We start from the raw sequence: 17,984 nt of genomic DNA on the forward strand, positions 1-17,984 counted from the left end.
TGGGTTAAAAAGGGGGGGGGTAGCGAATAGCGAATAGCGAATAGCGAATAGTGAACAGTAAACAGTAAACAGTAAACAGTAAACAGTGGAGGTTTACTAGTTACTAGTTACTAGTTACTAGTTACTAATTACTAATTACTAATCACTAATCACCAATCACCAATCACCATCTTACTCTTTCTTCAGCTTCACACTCACCCCCTCATCGCCTTTCCGCAAGGTGACGACGTACAGGCCTGTTGCCAGATCGGCGGCTTGGGTGAAGGCGAAGTCGTTGCTGCCTAGCTCGGCATGAACGGTCGAGTGATGCACCAGTTGTCCGGTGGCGCTGGTAATTGTTATTTCCACATCGCCCGCTTCCTCCGATCGATAGTGGATGTTGAATGCACTGGTGAACGGATTCGGCCCCGTGCTTTCGATGCTGAGCGCACGACTGTTGTCCGTCTTCCCGAAGCGAACCGCCTTCATCGGAAAGTACTCGAACTTTCCGTCGTAGTCGACCTGCTTCAGGCGGTAGTAGCTGATACCCGATAGCGGGGAGTAGTCGATGTCCGTGTACGCGATGGTGGTGGAGCTGTTGCCATAGCCGCTCTTGCGCAGGATCTCTTCGAAGTTCCGTCCGTCCGCCGAGCGTTCGATCACGAAGTAGTCGTTGTTCACTTCGGTCGCCGTCGCCCAATCTAGCTGGACACGGTCCTTCTTCGCGGTAGGCTTGAAGTAAAGCAACGAAACCGGCAGGGAAGTATTCGAGGAGGCGTTGTTGGTCAGGGTTGCATTGAACATCAGGGCGTGTTGCCGCATTTCCATCGATGAACTGGTGGAAATGGCGCCGGTACGATAGTAAAACGTGTTGATGTTACTGTAATTGATCTGATACATCGCTTCCGTATGACTGGTGTCGATGTTGTTGATCGTCGGGTAGTCGCCGGTGGCGCGATAACTGGTGTCGAGCTCTGTTATAGTGAGGGTGGTAACTACCGCGAGCGAATAGCTGTATGGTCGCGTCGCTTCCACGAATTCACGGATCGAACCGGCGCCGTCGATGTCGATCCCTGTTATGGCGACATTCGTAATGGTCGTATCGGTCGAGGTGCCGTTCTTCTTGAACTGGATCTTCCAGCCGATGGAGGAGGTGTCGTTGGCCGGATGGTTGACGAACGGCTGCCAGGCGATATCATAGCCGTTCCCGGCCGTGAAGTTGTCGACGTCGGAAAGTGTGGCGCCTCCCTCTTTATCCATCAGCGTGACCCAGGCGTCGATGCCGGTCGTTACGTTGGGGAACTTGTAGATCGCACCTACTTGTCCGGCTGTTCCGCTGATCAGACTTGAGTTCAGGAACACCATCGACTTGGGTTGCTCGGCGATACCGATGCCGAAGTCCATGAAATCGCTGAGACCGGAACGCACCGTCGTTACGGTACCGCTAACCAGGCTGCCACTGACCGAGTTGCCCAGCGTCTGCCAGTCGTTGCCGACGCTCGTCCTGCTCAGCGGTGTAAAGCCGGTACGTCCGGCCACGTTCGTATGGCCACGCTGGCTCAGGCTGAGCGAGAAGGTTCCACCCGTGGCTGCCGTGTTCGGTGTCAGTGTCCAGTAGCCGTAGTCGAGCATGTCGACGATGTCGACGCCGTTCAGCCACAGACTTTGCAGGGGATTGGCTACCGTCAATGGGTTGCTGTTGGTGAAGGTCGCGAGCAGGTTCGTAGTGCCGGTGATGCCGCTCAGGGTCGTTGAGGCGAGTTCGTATTCGGCTGCCGTCCCGATTGGGAAAGCGTACGTGCCGCTTCCGTTGATGCTTCTGCGCAGGTTACCGACAACATAACTCGATTGCGAATGTCCGGTCACCGCGGAGGTGGAGGTGTTGGTGACGTTGAGCTCGAAGCTTCCGGTGGTGACCTTGCCGCTGGTCAGTGTCAGGATGTTGCTGACTGCCGCCGTATTGGTCAGGGTCACGCCACTGGAGTTATTGATCGTGAGGTTGGCGACGGTTGCCGGCAGACCGCTACCCGTCTGTTGCGCGGAGGAACCGCTGTAGGTATAGCTGCCGCCCGTACTGTAAGTGCGTGTACCGGTTACGCGGATGTTTCCTGCATTTTCAACCGATGCGATCCCGGACGGATCGCCGAGGATCAGTCCGCCTCCGGAGGAGAGGGTGAAGGTTCCGCTGCTACCGTTGCCCAGCAGTTGCGTGCCGAGTTGGAGTGTGGAGCCGCTGTTGACGGTATAGTTGATCGCGTTGGAAACGGTGCCGCCGGTGGTGATCACCTGGGTGCCTGCTTTGTTGAAGACAATCGCTCCGATTCCAGTGGAACTCTCGGTCATCGTGCCGCCGGTATGGGAGAAATTACCGGCCACGTTCATCGTACTGTTGGCTGCTACGGAGGTGAAGTCCAGGGTCCCGCCGCTCATCGTGAAATTGCGCAAGAGGTTGAGCGTGGCATTGTTCGTCGTGCTGGTCGATCGCAGCCGCATCGTACCGGAGGTGAAGTTCATATCGCCGGTCACCGACATGCCCGACGTGCCGTTGCCGTTCTTCATGTTGAAGGTCCCACCGGCCAGATTGAAATTCCCCGTTACCGAGATGGTGGAGGTGCCGGAGTTATTGACGGCGGTGAAGGTACCGGCGCTGTCGTTGAAGTTCGCGCCGACGGTGATCGTGCGGTTGTTCGAGGAGTTGGTGAGGTAGAGGGTGCGGGTACCCGTGCCGGAAATGTTCAGGTTACCGGCGGTCGTGAGGTTGGAGCTCATCTCCACGTCGGTGACGAGCGGACTGTTAAACGTAAAATGCCCGAACGTCTGACCGGCTCCGGAAGGGTAGGCGTTGGTAATGCCGGTGAGGCGGCAGTTCGAAGCGGCGTTCCAGGTAGCGGTAGGTATGGTGCCGCCGTTCTGGTTGTGGATGTAGGTACCCGTGCTTCCGAACGAAGCCGTAACACTACCGCCCATATTGATCGTACCGGCATTTTGCAGGGTGCCGTTCACGGTGAGGTCGGTTCCGGTTCCGTTGGCCAGGGATAACGTTATACCCGTGTTCACAGTGATCTGTCCGCCGGAGTTGACCACCAACTGGTCGGCCGTGACCGGCAGGGATACGGTTACCGTATGTCCGCTGAGGATGGTAATCACGCCGTCGCTGCTGGAAGGACCCGTAAGCGAATTGACCCAGGAGCTGCCGTTGTAGCGTTGCCAGGTGGTCGTACCATTCCATGCCCCGGAACCGCGCGTCTGGAAGTCGCCGGTTACCGCTGCGCGTACGTCCTTGACATCGGCAAACTGAAAGTAGGCCACCAGTCCGCCGATCAACAATAACGACAAAGCCACAGCCGCCCGTCGAACGAACTTCTGTCGCGTACGCAACCCTTGCTTTAGCGAAGAGCGCATGGAAGTTCGTTTAGGCGGATTCGAGCCTGGGGAGGAGGAAGGGAAATGTTTCATAAAGAGAAAGTCGTGACAGCCCCGCTATACACCCTTTCCCGATCCAAAGTTTTCCGCCGCACTCCCGGAAACTGCCGGATTCAAAGCAAAATCGTAAGCCCCAAGACGCTTCTACAAAGCCCAAACACAAAATCAATCGAAAAAAGCCGTTAAGTCAGGGGGGAATTAAAAGTTGCGGGTGTAAGAAGAACGGTGGAATTGGGGACTGGTAACTGGTAACTGGTAATTAGTAACTGGTAATTAGTAATTGGTAATTAGTGATTGGTGGTCCGCCTGCCCCAGACAACTCCCGCAACTAAACCTAAAACTTTGATCTTTCAACCTTCAACCTTCAACCTTCAACTTTCAACTAACTCCGCTAGCCTGTTTATTTTCCGGTATTCCGTCGGTACACATACTCATGCCGTTGAATCCATTCGGTCTGCCCCGCGAACTGCACATCCTTCCGTTGGCTGAAAAAGCCCTTTCCGATGCGGTAGGTATGCCGGAAGGTGGCCGGCTGTTGGTCGTTTCCGTCCACGCCTGTTTCTTCCGTGATGATCTCAACACCGCCTCCCGGCAGTTTGCGTCGGGAGCGGATGATCTCCTGGTCGATCATCTTGCCGTCCGGCGACAGGCGAAGGGTATCGACGGCATTGGCTTTCGGCTCGTCGGGGTAAAGATGCGAGAACAGGTACAGTTGCGTTCCTACGACCCGGGTGATGTACACATCGGCGGGCATGGTATACGGTTTGCCGGAGGTGTAATCCAGATAGGTAAGCGTACCCTTCCAACTCCCCTTAAGCCGTCGTAAGTCCTTGCTCAGGGTTTTGTAATCGCTTTGCGCCCGGGTGGTAAATGCAAGAAATAGCGCGAGACATAGCAGGAGTGGTTTATGGAAGCTCATCTTTATGCGGTAAAAGTGGTGGTTAGTTTGGAAATTTGAAACGAATAACTGTTAAAACCCGAAACCCGCCAGCCTGTCGAAGTTTTAGCGTAGGCAGGAATCCCCGGGAGTATATTACATGAAGTGTGTCAGCACTAAATATTGGCTCATGAGAAAATGAGGGTTTTGTGTAGTGGATTGGGGTCTGGAGAAACCATCATTTTGGAATGAGCGGCCGCCGGCAGGCACCTTTGGGTGTCACAAGCTGAGTTTTAAGCGGTCACCAAAGATAATCGATAATTGAGCCAATTTCTGATTCTAATTGTGGACCGGTATATTCCATTTGGAGGTGATCCTGAATATCACCGTAGCTGACGCCCCGGGCATACATACTGGGCGATGATCTGTCGGCCCAAGTCAACTCTTAGAGAATTCTGTCGTTTCGGCAATAGATTCTGATCGAACGTTTCTTGCCTTTCCTGCGGAGTGCCAATCTGAAACGCTCCATTTGTCTTTTGACCCGCTTTTCCCTTACCGTTCTTGCGGTTCGGCGTCGGGGCCTCTTCCAGATTAACATCATGTTCACCGGAAGGCTTCTTCCGAAAACTATTTAAACAACGGGGTAAAGACGCCATCCTTACCCAAAATACTATAGCTTTTCTCAGGCGCACTACGGCTTCCTTCTTCTATTGCAATATTTACAAGAGTAATTGTAACTGATTAAATGAAAATATTTATTTAGTACAAGACAATAAATAATAAGATCGAAGATATTAAAACTAAAATAAGAAAGGCGGACTTGGATTTTTTATTCACAATGGCATCCGACGATTTGTTTTCGTCTATACGTTCAACTTCACCACTTTCTAATAATTCATATACGTTAACCATTTCCATTTTTTCATAGAAACGCATATCTTCAGTGTCAGGAAGTTGTTTCTCTTTAAAAATCTGAGCATACAGAGCATTAATCCGTTTCTCACGAGTTTTACTGGTGCTTGCATTTTTTATGTCAATGCTCTTCATGAATTCACATTTTTAGGTATGCGGATTTAGTGTGAACACTTTGGGCAAATCTAATTACTAAGGTCCTCCACTTGGTTCTGTCATCATCAGGAATTTGAACAACAGAAGTTGAGTCAAAACTTACAATTGCAACAACCTCATCTCCATTCTTAATAATAGGAACACACATTATAAAGCGTGTGCCGATTGTAGCATTTTGTTGTTCTGCAGTTGTGTAATAGTTTATTTTTGTGTTTGAAATATCAGAATCCCAAACTATCTTTTTAGTATTATAAGTTAAGCCAATAAGCCCATTCCATCTATTTTTGTTGCATCTAAATCTCAAGCCTTTTAACTGATCATTATCGGCTAAGCCCCGATAGTTATTTATGATAAAATAATCTTCATCTTTACTCCAGTCGATCAATTTAAATTTATCTTTAGTAAATACTCGTACTTCAAAATTTAGATTTGGATTTGAAAGATCTATTCTTAATGCATTAAGTAGATTTTCCTTAAGTTCAGAAACTGAACTTTGGTTTAACTCAATTAATCTTTTATGTTCCTGTTCCATTTTAAGGTAGAATATTGGTATGGTTATGCTACCCAGCAAAATTCCAGTGAAAAATGAATAAAGTGAATATCTTTTAATGTCATCATCTGTCGTGTCAATTTGACATTTGTCACAAATATATTTTGTCCCTTCTGGAAACTTTCCAAGTGTCGTAAAGATGGAAGGAAGAAGAACAAAGCAAAATATTTTAAGTATCTTTTTGCCCATAGAGGTTGAATTCGAAGGGGCTAATATATAAGTTAATATGATTTAAAAAAATTAACCTTTTCAATAATATGGTCTGGAGATGTTCTTTGTAAGGTTTTGAATCAAAATCAAGACGAGGATTGTATCGGTCAGATGAGTATACATCTAGGCTTTGATTTATAATCAAATTACGATGAAATGAATGCATTGGTATCAGCACCTTTGTGTTTCCATCTTATCAATCTAGCTAGAAAGAACGAGAATTAGCTTAAAATGTTCAATTTAGATTGTTAAAAGGTTGCATTCTTGCTAACACTGCTGGTTTAGTACCCTTCAAGGTTGATTTAAAATGCAGATTATCAATAACATACGACACTGCATAGTTTCTAAACAATACTACAAGGCCTTTTCGGCAATTTTCAATAAACGCTGAAAATCTCGAAATTTTCTACCAGCACGCACCCAACCCCGTCTGCGACATAAGTACTAGTGCCATCCGAATCATATTGTTCCGTGAAGTTGCGTGAATTCTCAATGACTCTCTTCGGGAAGGATGGTTAGTTTAACTAAATTCTCTGATTGATTTATTGAATTGAATAAGAGGAATTGTCATTTCTTTAAGCAATTTACAAACTGTTTTTGAAAGGTGCATTCCTGTAACCACAGAGCTGTAAGCTAAGAACTAAGTCTCGCCTATCGCAAATGTGCTGTTATGTGTTCGTGTTGTTCTCATTTTATCCGTTCAAAAATAAATGAAGCGATCACATTTAATAGAATTGCTGTAATGCTCGAAACAATAATTGCACAAATGGGATTTTTCTTTATCCAATCTGCAAGTTGATAATAAACTCCTTTGTCAAGTTTTCTAAGTTCCATTTGTACTTTGTTAATCAAATTATTTGAAATGCGATTTGCGGCAACTGGATTATTTGTCAGATTGTGAATACATGAACTACAAAGTTGAGGTTTATATGTCGAGTAAATTACGTCCGACTTTATGCCGTCCATGTCAAATATGCAACCTCTCGTTTCATCGTGAGTGAAATTTGTGTGCTCACTCATTTCGGGCAACCTTTTTCCATAGCGTTTGTATACAAATGAAACGGAATATAAGACGCGTAATAAAAGGTTCTCCAAAGGAATGTCATTGTAATTTAGTATTTCGGTCATACCGTTATACGAAACACATACTCTATTATCGGAAAACCTGCGAGCAAAATAATTGTCCTGAATGGCTACGTTGGTAAAAGCAATTAGTACATCTGAATTTCCACGAGCCGGGAGATTTTGTTCAACGTTTCTGTCCAAGAATTCCCAATGTAGGCCATCTGAGTCACTAGCTATATTGTGCTTGTCAACTTCCGTAATTTCAAAAAGGTCAGAGGCCCAATTTTTAACTTTGTTAATGTCAAGTGAGTGAGGAAAGTGCCCTAGTATTGCAAGTTTAATTTTTACTTTCATCTTCTGTTAAAATATTTTCGGGGGTCGGTTAGCATGACACTTAACGTTGGGGTATTGACGCAGTGCTTTTTTACAATTATTCAAAATTAGAGAAAAAAGTGTTGCGGCAATACCTAATGTTATGCGTTCGTGCTACTTTTCGTTCACTGCTCAACTGTTTGAAGTACGCACCAATATTTGTTAGAAGAGCCAAACCGTTTTTTATAGGTTCTTCGTGCTTACACAGTTTTATTCGCTAGGATATTTAGCTTTAAAATAGTCTATTAGTTCTGTATTGTCTGATAAATTCTTTCGATACATATATTTTTCAGATGCTGATTCTGGTCTATCATCAAAACCAATAAAATTCCAATTATTCTTTATCGTACCAATTGTGACTGAAGTCCGTGTGTTACCGTTCCAAACTATTCGTAATTTACCATCGTACTTACTAAAATGCCACTGACCTGACAAATACTTTGCATATCTACCTGTATCAATTTTTTCATCCCCATTAGGATGATAACAAATCACTCTCCCCATCTTACTAAAAAGAAACTCTGATTCAGAGCTACTCCAATATATTCCTTCCTCTGTTAATTTATTTTCAAAATTTTCAAATTGTTCAGCGGTTGGTTCTGGAAAATCTAATCTATCAGATTTACCTTTGCTTGAACTATTGAGATTACATCCGCTAAGGACCCATAACAGGAAAAAAACGATAAAAGATTTAATGTTTCTCATTTATTAGATTGCTTTTAGTTGCGCTTACTCTATTCGGTTTTCTGCATCCCCGTTTTTGTCTGCTCGTTTCTTGCACAAATGTTCGGGTTAGCAGTGTCCCCAAGCATGACGCATAACGGCAGTTCGTGCAACAACCCACCCCAAAATCACTCTCACGCTACCTGGGCGTTGATAGGCCCAAACCGACAGCCCGGATAGTTTAGCTGCTGCCAGCAATTACGGAGCGCCCTATCCGTAAAAATAGAAAAAAGCAGCCTGGTGAGCCACTTTTTCAACTTCGGCAGGCCTAAAATGTTTATAACCCTCCGAAAATTATAAATCAGGTAAATGAGTCCGAACTCTCCTTCGTTCTTCCGCAGGCCTTTTAACAGGATGTGGTCGTATCCCCACTGTCGTTTGATGGTCCCGAAGATGTGTTCGATGATCTGCTGACGAAGTGTATAGACGGATGAGTTTTCTCTGACCCGCCGGTTGTTGCGCTCTACCGCTTCGGCATGTACGGAACGCTCGATCACCCGGCCGTTCGGATTGCGCGTGCACAGGTGCCGCACTTCACAATTATTACAAGCCGTGGTCTTGTAGTGTTTTACCCGGGTTACCGACTTTTCGTACTTTTTGTTGTACCACTGACCGGTGGTTTTCAGGATATGTCCCTGTGGACACACATACTGATCTTTCTTCGGGTTATAACGAAAACGCTCGCCGTAAAACTCCGGGGTGGGAACGGGATTGCTCCGGGGAACTTCCTGGTATGCCACGTAGGTGTAGATGTCTTCCCGCTGGCAGGCGGCAAGCTGCTCGCCGTTGTGGTAACCCTTGTCGGCCAGTACGGCCACGGCCTCTGTATCACAGATGCTCTTGGTCTTCTGAGCCATCGGCAGCAGGGCTTTGCGGTCGTTCTGGTTGGTGACTTCGTACTCGAGCACCAGCTTATTGGCCGAGTCTGCGACGGTCTGCACGTTGTAGGCCACTTCGATCACCGAGCCGTGCAGGATCATGCTGCGGGCATCGGGGTCGGTGGTGGAGACCTGGTCCTGGCCGGTGGCGGCAAGCTGCTTTTCGATGCGCTTATACTTTCGGCGCTGAGCTTTTTGTTTCTTCAGCTTCTCACCAACGGCTTCCTGCTGAGCTTCATCCAGGTCACCGGCATTGAGTTCTTCGATATAGGATTGAATCTTGGTATCGATGTATTCCAGTTGCCGGTCGATTTTCTTCTGGTTGAAGTTGTTCTTCTTGGAGTTGACCGCTCTGAACTTGCTGGAGTCCAGCGCCACCAGTGTTTTCCCGGTCAGGCCCTTGCGGTTGAGTTGCCGTACGAAGTGGGTGAACGCATTACGGAAGAGCTGCGGATTCTCCGACCGAAAACCGGCAATCGTACGAAAACAGGGCTGCAGGCCTTTCAATAGCCACAGCAGCTCAATGTTCCGCTGGCACTCACGCGCCAGGAGCCGGGAGGTTCGGATCCTGTTCAGGTATCCGTAGACATACAATTTGAACAGATCCGCCGGGTGATACATCGGCCGGCCTTCTTCCACCGGCGCTTTTTCCAAAAACCCAAATCCTTAAGCGGGAGCGCATCCACAAACAGATCAATTACCCTGACCTCGGCATCTTCCGGGATCAAATCATCGATACACGTCGGGAATAACGTGGCCTGCCTGCGATCAAATCCGGTGAGGTATTTCATGGGAAGCCGATTATCCTCTGAAGATAATCAGCAATCCCCTTAATTGGATTGAATTTCTTTAAACAGGGCGGGAAGGTTTTTGCACAGTCTGACGTTTTCGGGCTTGGCGAAGGTGGCGATTTTGACTACAAATGTTGATGGGGAGAACCAAATTTTGATTAACCACAAATGTGTCTGCGGAGCGCTGAACCGCCACTTTTGCCAAATTCGTGTTATCGGGTCGGCCTTCTTGTCGTCCGTATGTTTCACTCTTCGCCAAAGTAGTCGCTGTCAAGTTTTTTGAGTTCATAAGTCTGTTGTGTTGTGCAACCAAGATTATAGTCAATCATAAGTTGAGCCAACTGTTCACCGTCAATGAGAACAATTTTTGTTTCATTTCTCGGTGTGTATTCTAACGCTTCCTTAGTGAAATTTGATGTCGTGATAAAAATTCCTTTTTTAGCTCCTTGTCCGGCAAGTGCACCAACAAATTTTTGAATTTCTGGTCGTCCAACAACATTTCCTGGTTTCCAACGCTTGGCTTGAATGTAGATAATATCAAGGCCAAGTTTGTCTTCTTTTATTGTTCCGTCAATTCCTTCGTCACCACTTTTCCCCATTGCTTTCCCTGCATCTTTGATTGAACCTCCGTAACCCATTTTTACTAAAAGTTCAACTACTAGTCTCTCGAAAAAAGCAGGCGATAATTCAACTACTTTATTAAGTAATTCAGAAGCCAAGGACTTTCTTATTCTTTGATATGCTTTATCTAAATTCTCTTCAGGAGTTTGTTCATTTGTCTCTATGATAGTGATTTCATCTTCTTCAGTATCATCATTTCTCGAAGCGTTTTGAAATTCTAAAAATGCAGGGAATTGTCTTAGATACTTCGCATCAACTCGGTCGGGATTTTTTGCTAAAGTTTGTCTGCCAATATCTGTGATTACGAATGTTGCACGTTTCGGAGAGTCAAGCAGTCCTGCTTTTTTTAGATAAGTCTTTGCCCAACCAACTCTATTGTCAAAAATTGCTTGGTTACCACTTGCTAAAAGTTCTTTTCTTTCTTCATCAGTTACTTCAAATTCGATAGCCAAACTTTCAATCAAGTCTCTGTATTTGTGTTCCTGTCCGTCCGAAACAAGTTTGAGTAAAGGAAGCATTAATGATTGATAGTCTGGTATCATAATCTGGAATTTTTCCTGTTATCTTAGTGAAATGATTTCTATTTTCATATATGGGTAGTAAGGCAAAGTAGAAAGCTTTTTGTCTGCATCAGCTTTGTCATTAGCCATTAATACCAAATAAATACCAGCTACATCGCCTTTTATGTATGAGGCTAAAAGTGTCCCATTATTTTCCCATTCTTTTATTATTTCTTGCTCCCTTGGTAATAATTTAATTCTTGTTTCATCGTCAATTCCTTGTAAAAGGATGTCAATCATAAATTTATTCATTGCTTGTCATTTTATCTGCATACTCTATTCGGTTTTCTGCTTTCCCCGTTTTTTTTGATGTCAAAGATAGGTTTCTTAATGTCTGTGTCGTTTTCTAGGCTGCCCGATAACGTTTTGGCGCTTGGCGCAGTGGCGGATTTCGGAGCACAAAACTGTCAATACACCACAAAAGTTGATGCGAGGTAGAATGTTCAATTAACCACGTAACCCGCCATTGTGCCAAACGCCTGTTATCGGTTCGGTGTTCTTCTTTCGTCTTGTCTGTCAGTCGGTTGAGCGTTGGCTTTGCAAGCTCTTTGACAAAGCTTTGCCTTGCGGGTTGGCTTGTGGGGCTTTGGCAATGTGCTTGCAAATAGGGTGGCTTGTTATTCATTTTCTTTGCTTGGTCATTTCATCGTTAAGAAATTCAAATACTCCGTTCTTACTTGTTTTATCCATTACTAGCTTGTCATATATCCCTTTGTTTTCTGAAAGTCTAAAAAAGTTGAACTTGTCATAATGTGCGTCAATATAATCCCAAGTCCAATTTAGCTTTTCACAACTTGAAAGGTTATTCCAATTTATTTTGTCATTCAGATTATTCAACAAATCAGTTGTCAGAGGGAGATAATAAAATGAGTAGTGTGTAGGATTAAATAAATCAATATTGCTTTCTATGAACTCTTTTGAAATAATATCTCGATGATTCCTGATAAACTCTGATTCTTTAAAATTCAATTTTTCTTTATATTTTTCGATAAAATCTAGCGTCAATTTAGTATTACAAAATTTGCATAGATTTTCCCAAGGCAAATATTTTATGAAATCATCTTGCAAAAAATAACTGATGTCGTTTTGTTGTCGAGTAAATACTCGAAATAGAAATGATGGCAAAGCCATTTTCTTCAAAATTGGATTTGTAAACTCTTTAGTTTCATACTGTTTTTTGTAATGGCTAAATACAAAATCAAAAGAATCTTTGTTATAGCTGATGGCAGGATTCAAAATTACTTTATCCCAATTCCATTTCTTTGATGCAGGATATTTATAAATAAGTTCTATACTCTTTGGATTTTGTGATAATGCGTCAAAATCTAGCTTCTCCATATACTTTTGAATAAATTCAACTGAAAGCGGGAGATTTTTATTAGCTGACAACTTTTTCCAATCCCATTTTTCTGAAAACTCTTGAAGTGTTTCTTCCGTGAAGTCAATATTTATTCTTTGTGATACCGAACTCCAATCAAGTATATCCTTATATCTTCTTAAATTTTCAATGGTTGAAAGTGGTTCTTTTGTTATAAGCCATTTGCTCCAATCAAACTTATCACCGTATTCTGAAAGTAAATCATTAGACCATTCAATGTTTTTGGACAGATGGATGGAACTAAATTCGATTTTGGATTCGTATCTTTTGAAAAAGGCAATGTCAAATTTTATGGTCTTTATTTTCCAAAGTGCTGACCAATCAATTTTTGCATCTACTTTGTCGAGCAGTTCAATGTCCCATTTAACCGAATCGTTGTTCATTAAGTGGTATCGGTCAAAGTTTAGAATTGACTTGTACTGTAAAATGTCATCTTTTGAAAAAGGATAGAAACGAGAAATCAAATCAACTTTGAGTTGATTTAAGGCAGTTTCTTTTTCTTCTTTTTCAAATAGACTTTTCATAACTAATCTTCATTTACAAAACTCTCTTCATAATCTTGTCGGCTTAATACTGTGTCAAATAGACCAACATCTTCGCCTTCGTGTCTGTTGATTCCGATATATTCCAAACTTGCATCTTCGTAGCGTTTGAATTTGTAAACGGCATCATTCATCAAGGCAGAGTTGAACACGCCAAGACTTACCAATAATTCAAAGTCTTTTACCGAAAGTCCTGTTACTTTTTTGAAAAGCCCTGGCTCTAACTGCGTGATTACGTCTTTTAGACTTCTTTCTCGGTAATCAGTCAGATACATAAACACAGGTACACGAGTAGCGAACTTGATTAGCTTTTCTTGGATTTGCTTTCTTAGGCTCTTGTATTCCTTTTCTTCGTCTGAAAGTTCTTTTTTCTCTTTCTTGGTTAGTTCTCGGTCGTTGGCTTCTTTCTTTGCTTTTTTTACTGCTTCCGATTTATTGATAATGGTTTCAATGTCCTGATTCAAATTCCTGAAGCCTTCAATGCTCATTAAAGCTTTCATTGCTTCTTCGTTTGCCATCAATCGGGCAAGGGTGTTATTGTCCACGTTTATGAGCAAGGCACTTTCCCAACGTCTTGCCAAAAGCGTTGCGGTTGTGCCACTCATTGCCATATCTAAAATTCCCGCTGCATCCACTTGCTTCATTGAACTGCCGTCATAAGCCAATACTGGCAGGAAGTTGATAAACTCAGCAACTTTTGCTTCGGGGTTTGATTCGTTTACATTAAGTCGGCAACTGTAATCGGCAATTTGCCTTAATGCACGGTCGGGAGCAAAGTCAAAAACGTAGCATTCTTCTTTTAGAATTTCTTCTTTGTTGGGTGATTTGCTGTCGGGGTTTTTGATAACCCAAGGCGTTTGCACACGGAAAGCTGCTTGAAAATAGGTTTCAGGACTGGAAGAATTTCGAAGCATAAAAATTCCTGTCCAAGGTTTTACCGATACGCCTGTGGTGAGTTTGCCGCAAGAAAGCGTAATGGTTTTTGATTCCAGTGGATTGTCGGTCATTGCATCTAAAACTGGGGGCAATGCTTCTATTCCTATTCCTGCTTGTGTACCTGCTGCAACCACGACTTTGTAATCGTGGTAAAAAATGTTTTGTCTTCTTTCAAGTAATAATGCCATTGCATTACACGCTGCAACTGTTGGCAAAAACCAAAAAGTATGATTTAATACTTTGAGCAATGGAGCGTGTGAAAACGGTAAAGGCGGCTTTTTTGCTCCCATCTTCAAATGGTCAACGGTGGTTTCACTAAACGAACCCCGAATTAAATCCAACCATTTTTGTACTTCATCTTCGTATTTGAAACGGGCTTTTCGCCCTTCGCCTTCGGCTGAAAAAAATATGTTTAAATCAAAACCGTCAAACTCGCCTTGCATAGCAATTTGGCGAATGGAATCGGGCAATTGATAGGTAAGCATTACCATTCTTGGTAAGGCTGCATAAGGATTTGAACCTAAGGAATCGTCCCAATTTTCTTTGGCTCTTTGCTCGTCTGAATACGTCCAATTGAAAATTTGCTCTTCTATAAATTCGCCTGAACTAATGGCACGAAACGGAGTGCCCGACAAATACAAAAAGTGATTGGTGCTAATTGGAATAATCTTCTCTAAGTGTTCCGCTTTGTCTTCTTCGGCAAAACCTTCTTTTTCAATTTTCTTAAATTCTTCAATTTCTTTTTCGGCTTCTAAATCTTTGCCGAATAAATCTTTGGCGTTTTCTCGCCAAGCCCCAAAATGGTATTCGTCAAAAATGATACAATCCCACACGGTGGCGTGTACCCATTCGTTTTTGGTTTTAATACCACCTGTGTTGGCGTTTTTGCCTAAAAAATCCTGAAACGAACCAAAGCAAACCAAGGGTTTTTTGGTGTCAATATCTTGGCTCGATAGTTCATCTGCGTGTTTAGAAATAAATTGCCACCCTTTAAAGTCAACGTGAGAAAGTAAATCTTCTTTCCAAGCATCTTCAACTGCTGGTTTGAATGTAAGTACTAGTACTTTTTTCCAACCCATTTTTTTTGCCAATTGGTAACTGGCAAAGGTTTTTCCGAAACGCATTTTGGCATTCCAAAGGAAGTGCGGATTTCTGTCTTTATTTTCTTTTTTGAAACTTTTGAAATAGGCAATGGTCTTGTTAACGGCTGCATCCTGTTCGGGTCGCATACCGAAAGTAAGCACACGGTTTTCTTCTGTTTTTTCACCTGTCTTGATTTGGTGAATAGCTCTACGCAAGTCGTTTAAGGTGCATTTAAACCATTCTCCGCTTTCGTTTACAACTTTCCATTCTCTCAACAATCGGTGTACTTCGTGGTCAGTGAAAGAACTTCCGTCACGTTTCATCGCCGATTCTTCAAATACAATTTTGTATGGAATTGCTGCCGTGCCTAATTGCTCTTTGATACGTGTTTGTGCATCACGGTCGGTATAGCCGATTTTGAGCAAACCTTTGTGCGTTGCCACATTTACCAACTCATAAGCATAAATGGTGGGATTGGTGGACGGTCGAGGTGGAAAAAATTCTTTTTTGCCCATATTAATCCATTGGTCTTATTAAAGTATCAATGAACTCTACTTCACTTTCGGTGATACCATATTTTGCAAATAATTTTTCATCTGTCCATTCTTCGTAGAAATCTTGGACTGGCACAAAAGCAAATACACCCCTAGAAATATTTTGAGTGTTTTTTATTAGCGACATCATAAATCGGAAAAAACGGGTGTGCATATATTTTGCCACGTTTTCTGCAATTTTTTTGTTTTTGTAAATGCCTACAACTAGATATGTCTCAGTACTACAAGACATTTTATCAGCAATAATTGGTTTGCTAATAATTTGGTGAGGATATGAGTCTCCACCTGGACTGGCTTTGGAAACCAAGACTTTTATTTCTTTAACCCAATGCTTATTTTTTAGAACTTGTTCTTCGCACACATAACCATTATCTCCAAATCTATATAGTAAGATATTATGCTTGTCAGTTTTACTCTTTTTGAAACCTGAAAAATTGGAATCAAGGCCAAAGGGTTTTCTTGCACTCACTGTTTCATCAAAAGTTTTTTCATTGAATTTCTTAACCTTTCTAAGTATGTCAATCGCTTCATTGTATCTTACAAAAACATCTGAATTAGGTTCTAAAAGTGGTCTTTTTGAAGTGCTCAGAACTGTACCGTTTTTATAATTTGTTATTGTACAATCCCCTTTATGTTCTCTGTCCCAAAGAAAATAGCAAACACCACCACGAATATTTAGACCGGGAAAGCAATCAGATGTTTCCGGAAAATCGTGAATTTGAGCAATTCTTTTATCTTTCAGCATTTCATCTCTAAATTCATCAAGTCCTTTCCCACCTGAATACCATCTTGCAGGAACAATCATTGAAAGGTATCTTGGATTTAAATTCTTTGCTTGTTCAATAAATTTGTGATAAAGTGAAATTGCTCCTGAGTCACGACCACCACCATCACTCATTTGATATGGCGGATTACCAACGATAACGTCAAACTTCATATTAAATATTTTTTCAGGTTTGTCTGTGTGAATAAAATTGTAAGCGTAAGTTTCCAAGGCATCTCCTCGGTCGTACACTTCTTGGCTTGCACCACAATAGGTACATTTTCCGTTTTGCCAAGTATGTTTCATTCGTTTGTAGCGAATGTTTCCTTGTTCATCATCAAAGGTTTCGCAAATGGAGTATTTGCCATTGGCTGTTTTGGAGCAATACACGCTTCTGCGAGATAGCAGTGCGGTTAAATCGGTAATGGCAATGCCATATAATTGTTGGCTAAAAATGTGGTTAATGCGTTCCTGCTTGTCGGGTATTTGGGTTTCCAAACCTACCATTAGTCGCTTTGCCATTTCACGCAAAAACACGCCACTTTTAGAAACAGGGTCTAAAAACTTGGCGTTAGGGTTGCTCCATAATTTGGCTGGGAGCAAGTCCAAAATATCATTCACCAGACTCGGTGGCGTGAACACTTCGTCATTACTCAAATTGGCAAGGCAAGAGAGTACGTCAGGATTATAGTTCGTTTGTATCATCTTCGCCAAGTTTTAAAAAATGAATAAGCGGAAAATCCTTTACAGGTTCGTCAATGGCTGCTGCGTTGCCTTCGTCATTGAACATTGAAAACTGGTGAGTTTTCTCAACTAGAAATTTGAACATATAATCTCTGCGTTTCAGCATAGAGCCGTTTACGGCACTCCATTCAGAAAACACAATGGGTTGTTTGGTTTCGGGATTGGTAAAGTCCAATGCATCGCCCCAAAGTATGTTTCTGCTCAATAAAAATCGAACAGAACGAATACACTCATTTTTTACTTGCTTGAATACTTTAGAATACCAATCGGTATAAATTCCAAGCAAACGGTCTCGGCATTCTTGGGCGTTGTCTTCCAAAATGTCCACTCCGTAAATGCTCGATACAGCAATCACAGAATAGCGTTCCCACTCCACTTGACTTTTGCTGTATCGGCTGTCAACAACTGCTAATTTTCGTCTCAAAACTTCTGCTAAAAAGTTGCCGTTTCCGCAAGCAGGTTCTAAAAATCGGGAGTCAATGCGTTCTGTTTCGTGTTTCACCAAATCGAGCATAGCGTTTACTTCACGTTGGTTAGTAAACACTTCCCCGTGGTCAGTAACCCGCTTTTTGGATTTTACTTGGTTGTCTGGTTTTATATTTTCTGTTAATTCAGTCACTTTTTATTTTTAATATTTTCAGTCGTCTAAGTTACTTTTTTCTGTCTTGTCGTCTGTCCGTGCGTTGGCAAAAAATGGCTCTTTTGGTTTTTTGAGCGTTGGCTCGTGTGTCGACAAAAACCAAATGTGCCATTTGCGGGTCGGCTTTTTTACACTGACCGATAACGTTTTTGGGCTTGGCGTTCGTGCGGGATTTCAAGGCACAAAACTGTCAACCCAGCACTAAAGTTGATTTGAAAAACTACACT

13 protein-coding genes are annotated in these 17,984 nt (G+C 43.1%); all 13 read right to left on the reverse strand.

Going from position 1 to position 17,984, the window contains the following annotated elements; genetic code table 11:
* Positions 1–171: 171 nt before the first annotated feature.
* The 13 genes from IPJ96_05900 to IPJ96_05960 all read right to left on the reverse strand — a co-directional run bounded on the left by IPJ96_05900 (position 172) and on the right by IPJ96_05960 (position 17,715).
* Positions 172–3,381, reverse strand: a complete 3,210-nt coding sequence (locus IPJ96_05900; GenBank protein ID MBK7909883.1) for a T9SS type A sorting domain-containing protein — start codon at positions 3,379–3,381, stop codon at positions 172–174.
* A gap of 421 nt (positions 3,382–3,802) precedes the next feature.
* Complete coding sequence (locus IPJ96_05905) at positions 3,803–4,321, reverse strand: hypothetical protein (protein ID MBK7909884.1); 519 nt, start codon at positions 4,319–4,321, stop codon at positions 3,803–3,805.
* 717 nt (positions 4,322–5,038) lie between these two features.
* Entirely contained in the window at positions 5,039–5,326 is a 288-nt protein-coding gene (locus tag IPJ96_05910; protein MBK7909885.1) for a hypothetical protein, read from the reverse strand.
* A 4-nt stretch (positions 5,327–5,330) separates the two neighbouring features.
* Entirely contained in the window at positions 5,331–6,086 is a 756-nt protein-coding gene (locus IPJ96_05915; GenBank protein MBK7909886.1) for a hypothetical protein, read from the reverse strand.
* Between the two features lie 708 nt (positions 6,087–6,794).
* The gene (locus IPJ96_05920; GenBank protein ID MBK7909887.1) at positions 6,795–7,526 is read right to left on the reverse strand and encodes a hypothetical protein; all 732 of its coding nucleotides are present in this window, start codon (positions 7,524–7,526) and stop codon (positions 6,795–6,797) included.
* Between the two features lie 228 nt (positions 7,527–7,754).
* Entirely contained in the window at positions 7,755–8,249 is a 495-nt protein-coding gene (locus IPJ96_05925) for a hypothetical protein (protein ID MBK7909888.1), read from the reverse strand.
* A 152-nt stretch (positions 8,250–8,401) separates the two neighbouring features.
* Positions 8,402–9,799 (reverse strand): IS1182 family transposase, encoded by a 1,398-nt coding sequence (locus IPJ96_05930; GenBank protein MBK7909889.1) that lies wholly within the window; start codon positions 9,797–9,799, stop codon positions 8,402–8,404.
* 382 nt (positions 9,800–10,181) lie between these two features.
* Complete coding sequence (locus IPJ96_05935; protein ID MBK7909890.1) at positions 10,182–11,099, reverse strand: restriction endonuclease; 918 nt, start codon at positions 11,097–11,099, stop codon at positions 10,182–10,184.
* Positions 11,100–11,117: 18 nt separating this feature from the next.
* Positions 11,118–11,357 (reverse strand): hypothetical protein, encoded by a 240-nt coding sequence (locus IPJ96_05940; GenBank protein ID MBK7909891.1) that lies wholly within the window; start codon positions 11,355–11,357, stop codon positions 11,118–11,120.
* 381 nt (positions 11,358–11,738) lie between these two features.
* The gene (locus tag IPJ96_05945; protein MBK7909892.1) at positions 11,739–13,019 is read right to left on the reverse strand and encodes a hypothetical protein; all 1,281 of its coding nucleotides are present in this window, start codon (positions 13,017–13,019) and stop codon (positions 11,739–11,741) included.
* A 2-nt stretch (positions 13,020–13,021) separates the two neighbouring features.
* Positions 13,022–15,571, reverse strand: coding sequence for a GIY-YIG nuclease family protein (locus IPJ96_05950; GenBank protein ID MBK7909893.1), 2,550 nt, complete (start codon positions 15,569–15,571; stop codon positions 13,022–13,024).
* A gap of 1 nt (position 15,572) precedes the next feature.
* On the reverse strand, positions 15,573–17,078 hold the full coding sequence (locus IPJ96_05955; GenBank protein MBK7909894.1) for an Eco57I restriction-modification methylase domain-containing protein: 1,506 nt from the start codon (positions 17,076–17,078) through the stop codon (positions 15,573–15,575).
* Positions 17,059–17,715 (reverse strand): SAM-dependent DNA methyltransferase, encoded by a 657-nt coding sequence (locus IPJ96_05960; GenBank protein ID MBK7909895.1) that lies wholly within the window; start codon positions 17,713–17,715, stop codon positions 17,059–17,061. Before IPJ96_05960 ends, IPJ96_05955 begins: the two co-directional genes overlap by 20 nt.
* Positions 17,716–17,984 lie beyond the last annotated feature (269 nt).

Source organism: Bacteroidota bacterium (assembly GCA_016713765.1).
Classification (GTDB): domain Bacteria; phylum Bacteroidota; class Bacteroidia; order AKYH767-A; family 2013-40CM-41-45; genus Pollutiaquabacter; species Pollutiaquabacter aromativorans.

Coding starts and splice junctions, on each gene's coding strand:
- IPJ96_05905 (MBK7909884.1), bottom strand. CDS start 4,321: ATGAGCTTCCATAAACCACTCCTGCTATGTCTCGCGCTATTTCTTGCA.
- IPJ96_05915 (MBK7909886.1), bottom strand. CDS start 6,086: ATGGGCAAAAAGATACTTAAAATATTTTGCTTTGTTCTTCTTCCTTCC.
- IPJ96_05955 (MBK7909894.1), bottom strand. CDS start 17,078: ATGATACAAACGAACTATAATCCTGACGTACTCTCTTGCCTTGCCAAT.
- IPJ96_05910 (MBK7909885.1), bottom strand. CDS start 5,326: ATGAAGAGCATTGACATAAAAAATGCAAGCACCAGTAAAACTCGTGAG.
- IPJ96_05950 (MBK7909893.1), bottom strand. CDS start 15,571: ATGGGCAAAAAAGAATTTTTTCCACCTCGACCGTCCACCAATCCCACC.
- IPJ96_05945 (MBK7909892.1), bottom strand. CDS start 13,019: ATGAAAAGTCTATTTGAAAAAGAAGAAAAAGAAACTGCCTTAAATCAA.
- IPJ96_05900 (MBK7909883.1), bottom strand. CDS start 3,381: ATGCGCTCTTCGCTAAAGCAAGGGTTGCGTACGCGACAGAAGTTCGTT.
- IPJ96_05925 (MBK7909888.1), bottom strand. CDS start 8,249: ATGAGAAACATTAAATCTTTTATCGTTTTTTTCCTGTTATGGGTCCTT.
- IPJ96_05935 (MBK7909890.1), bottom strand. CDS start 11,099: ATGATACCAGACTATCAATCATTAATGCTTCCTTTACTCAAACTTGTT.
- IPJ96_05920 (MBK7909887.1), bottom strand. CDS start 7,526: ATGAAAGTAAAAATTAAACTTGCAATACTAGGGCACTTTCCTCACTCA.
- IPJ96_05940 (MBK7909891.1), bottom strand. CDS start 11,357: ATGATTGACATCCTTTTACAAGGAATTGACGATGAAACAAGAATTAAA.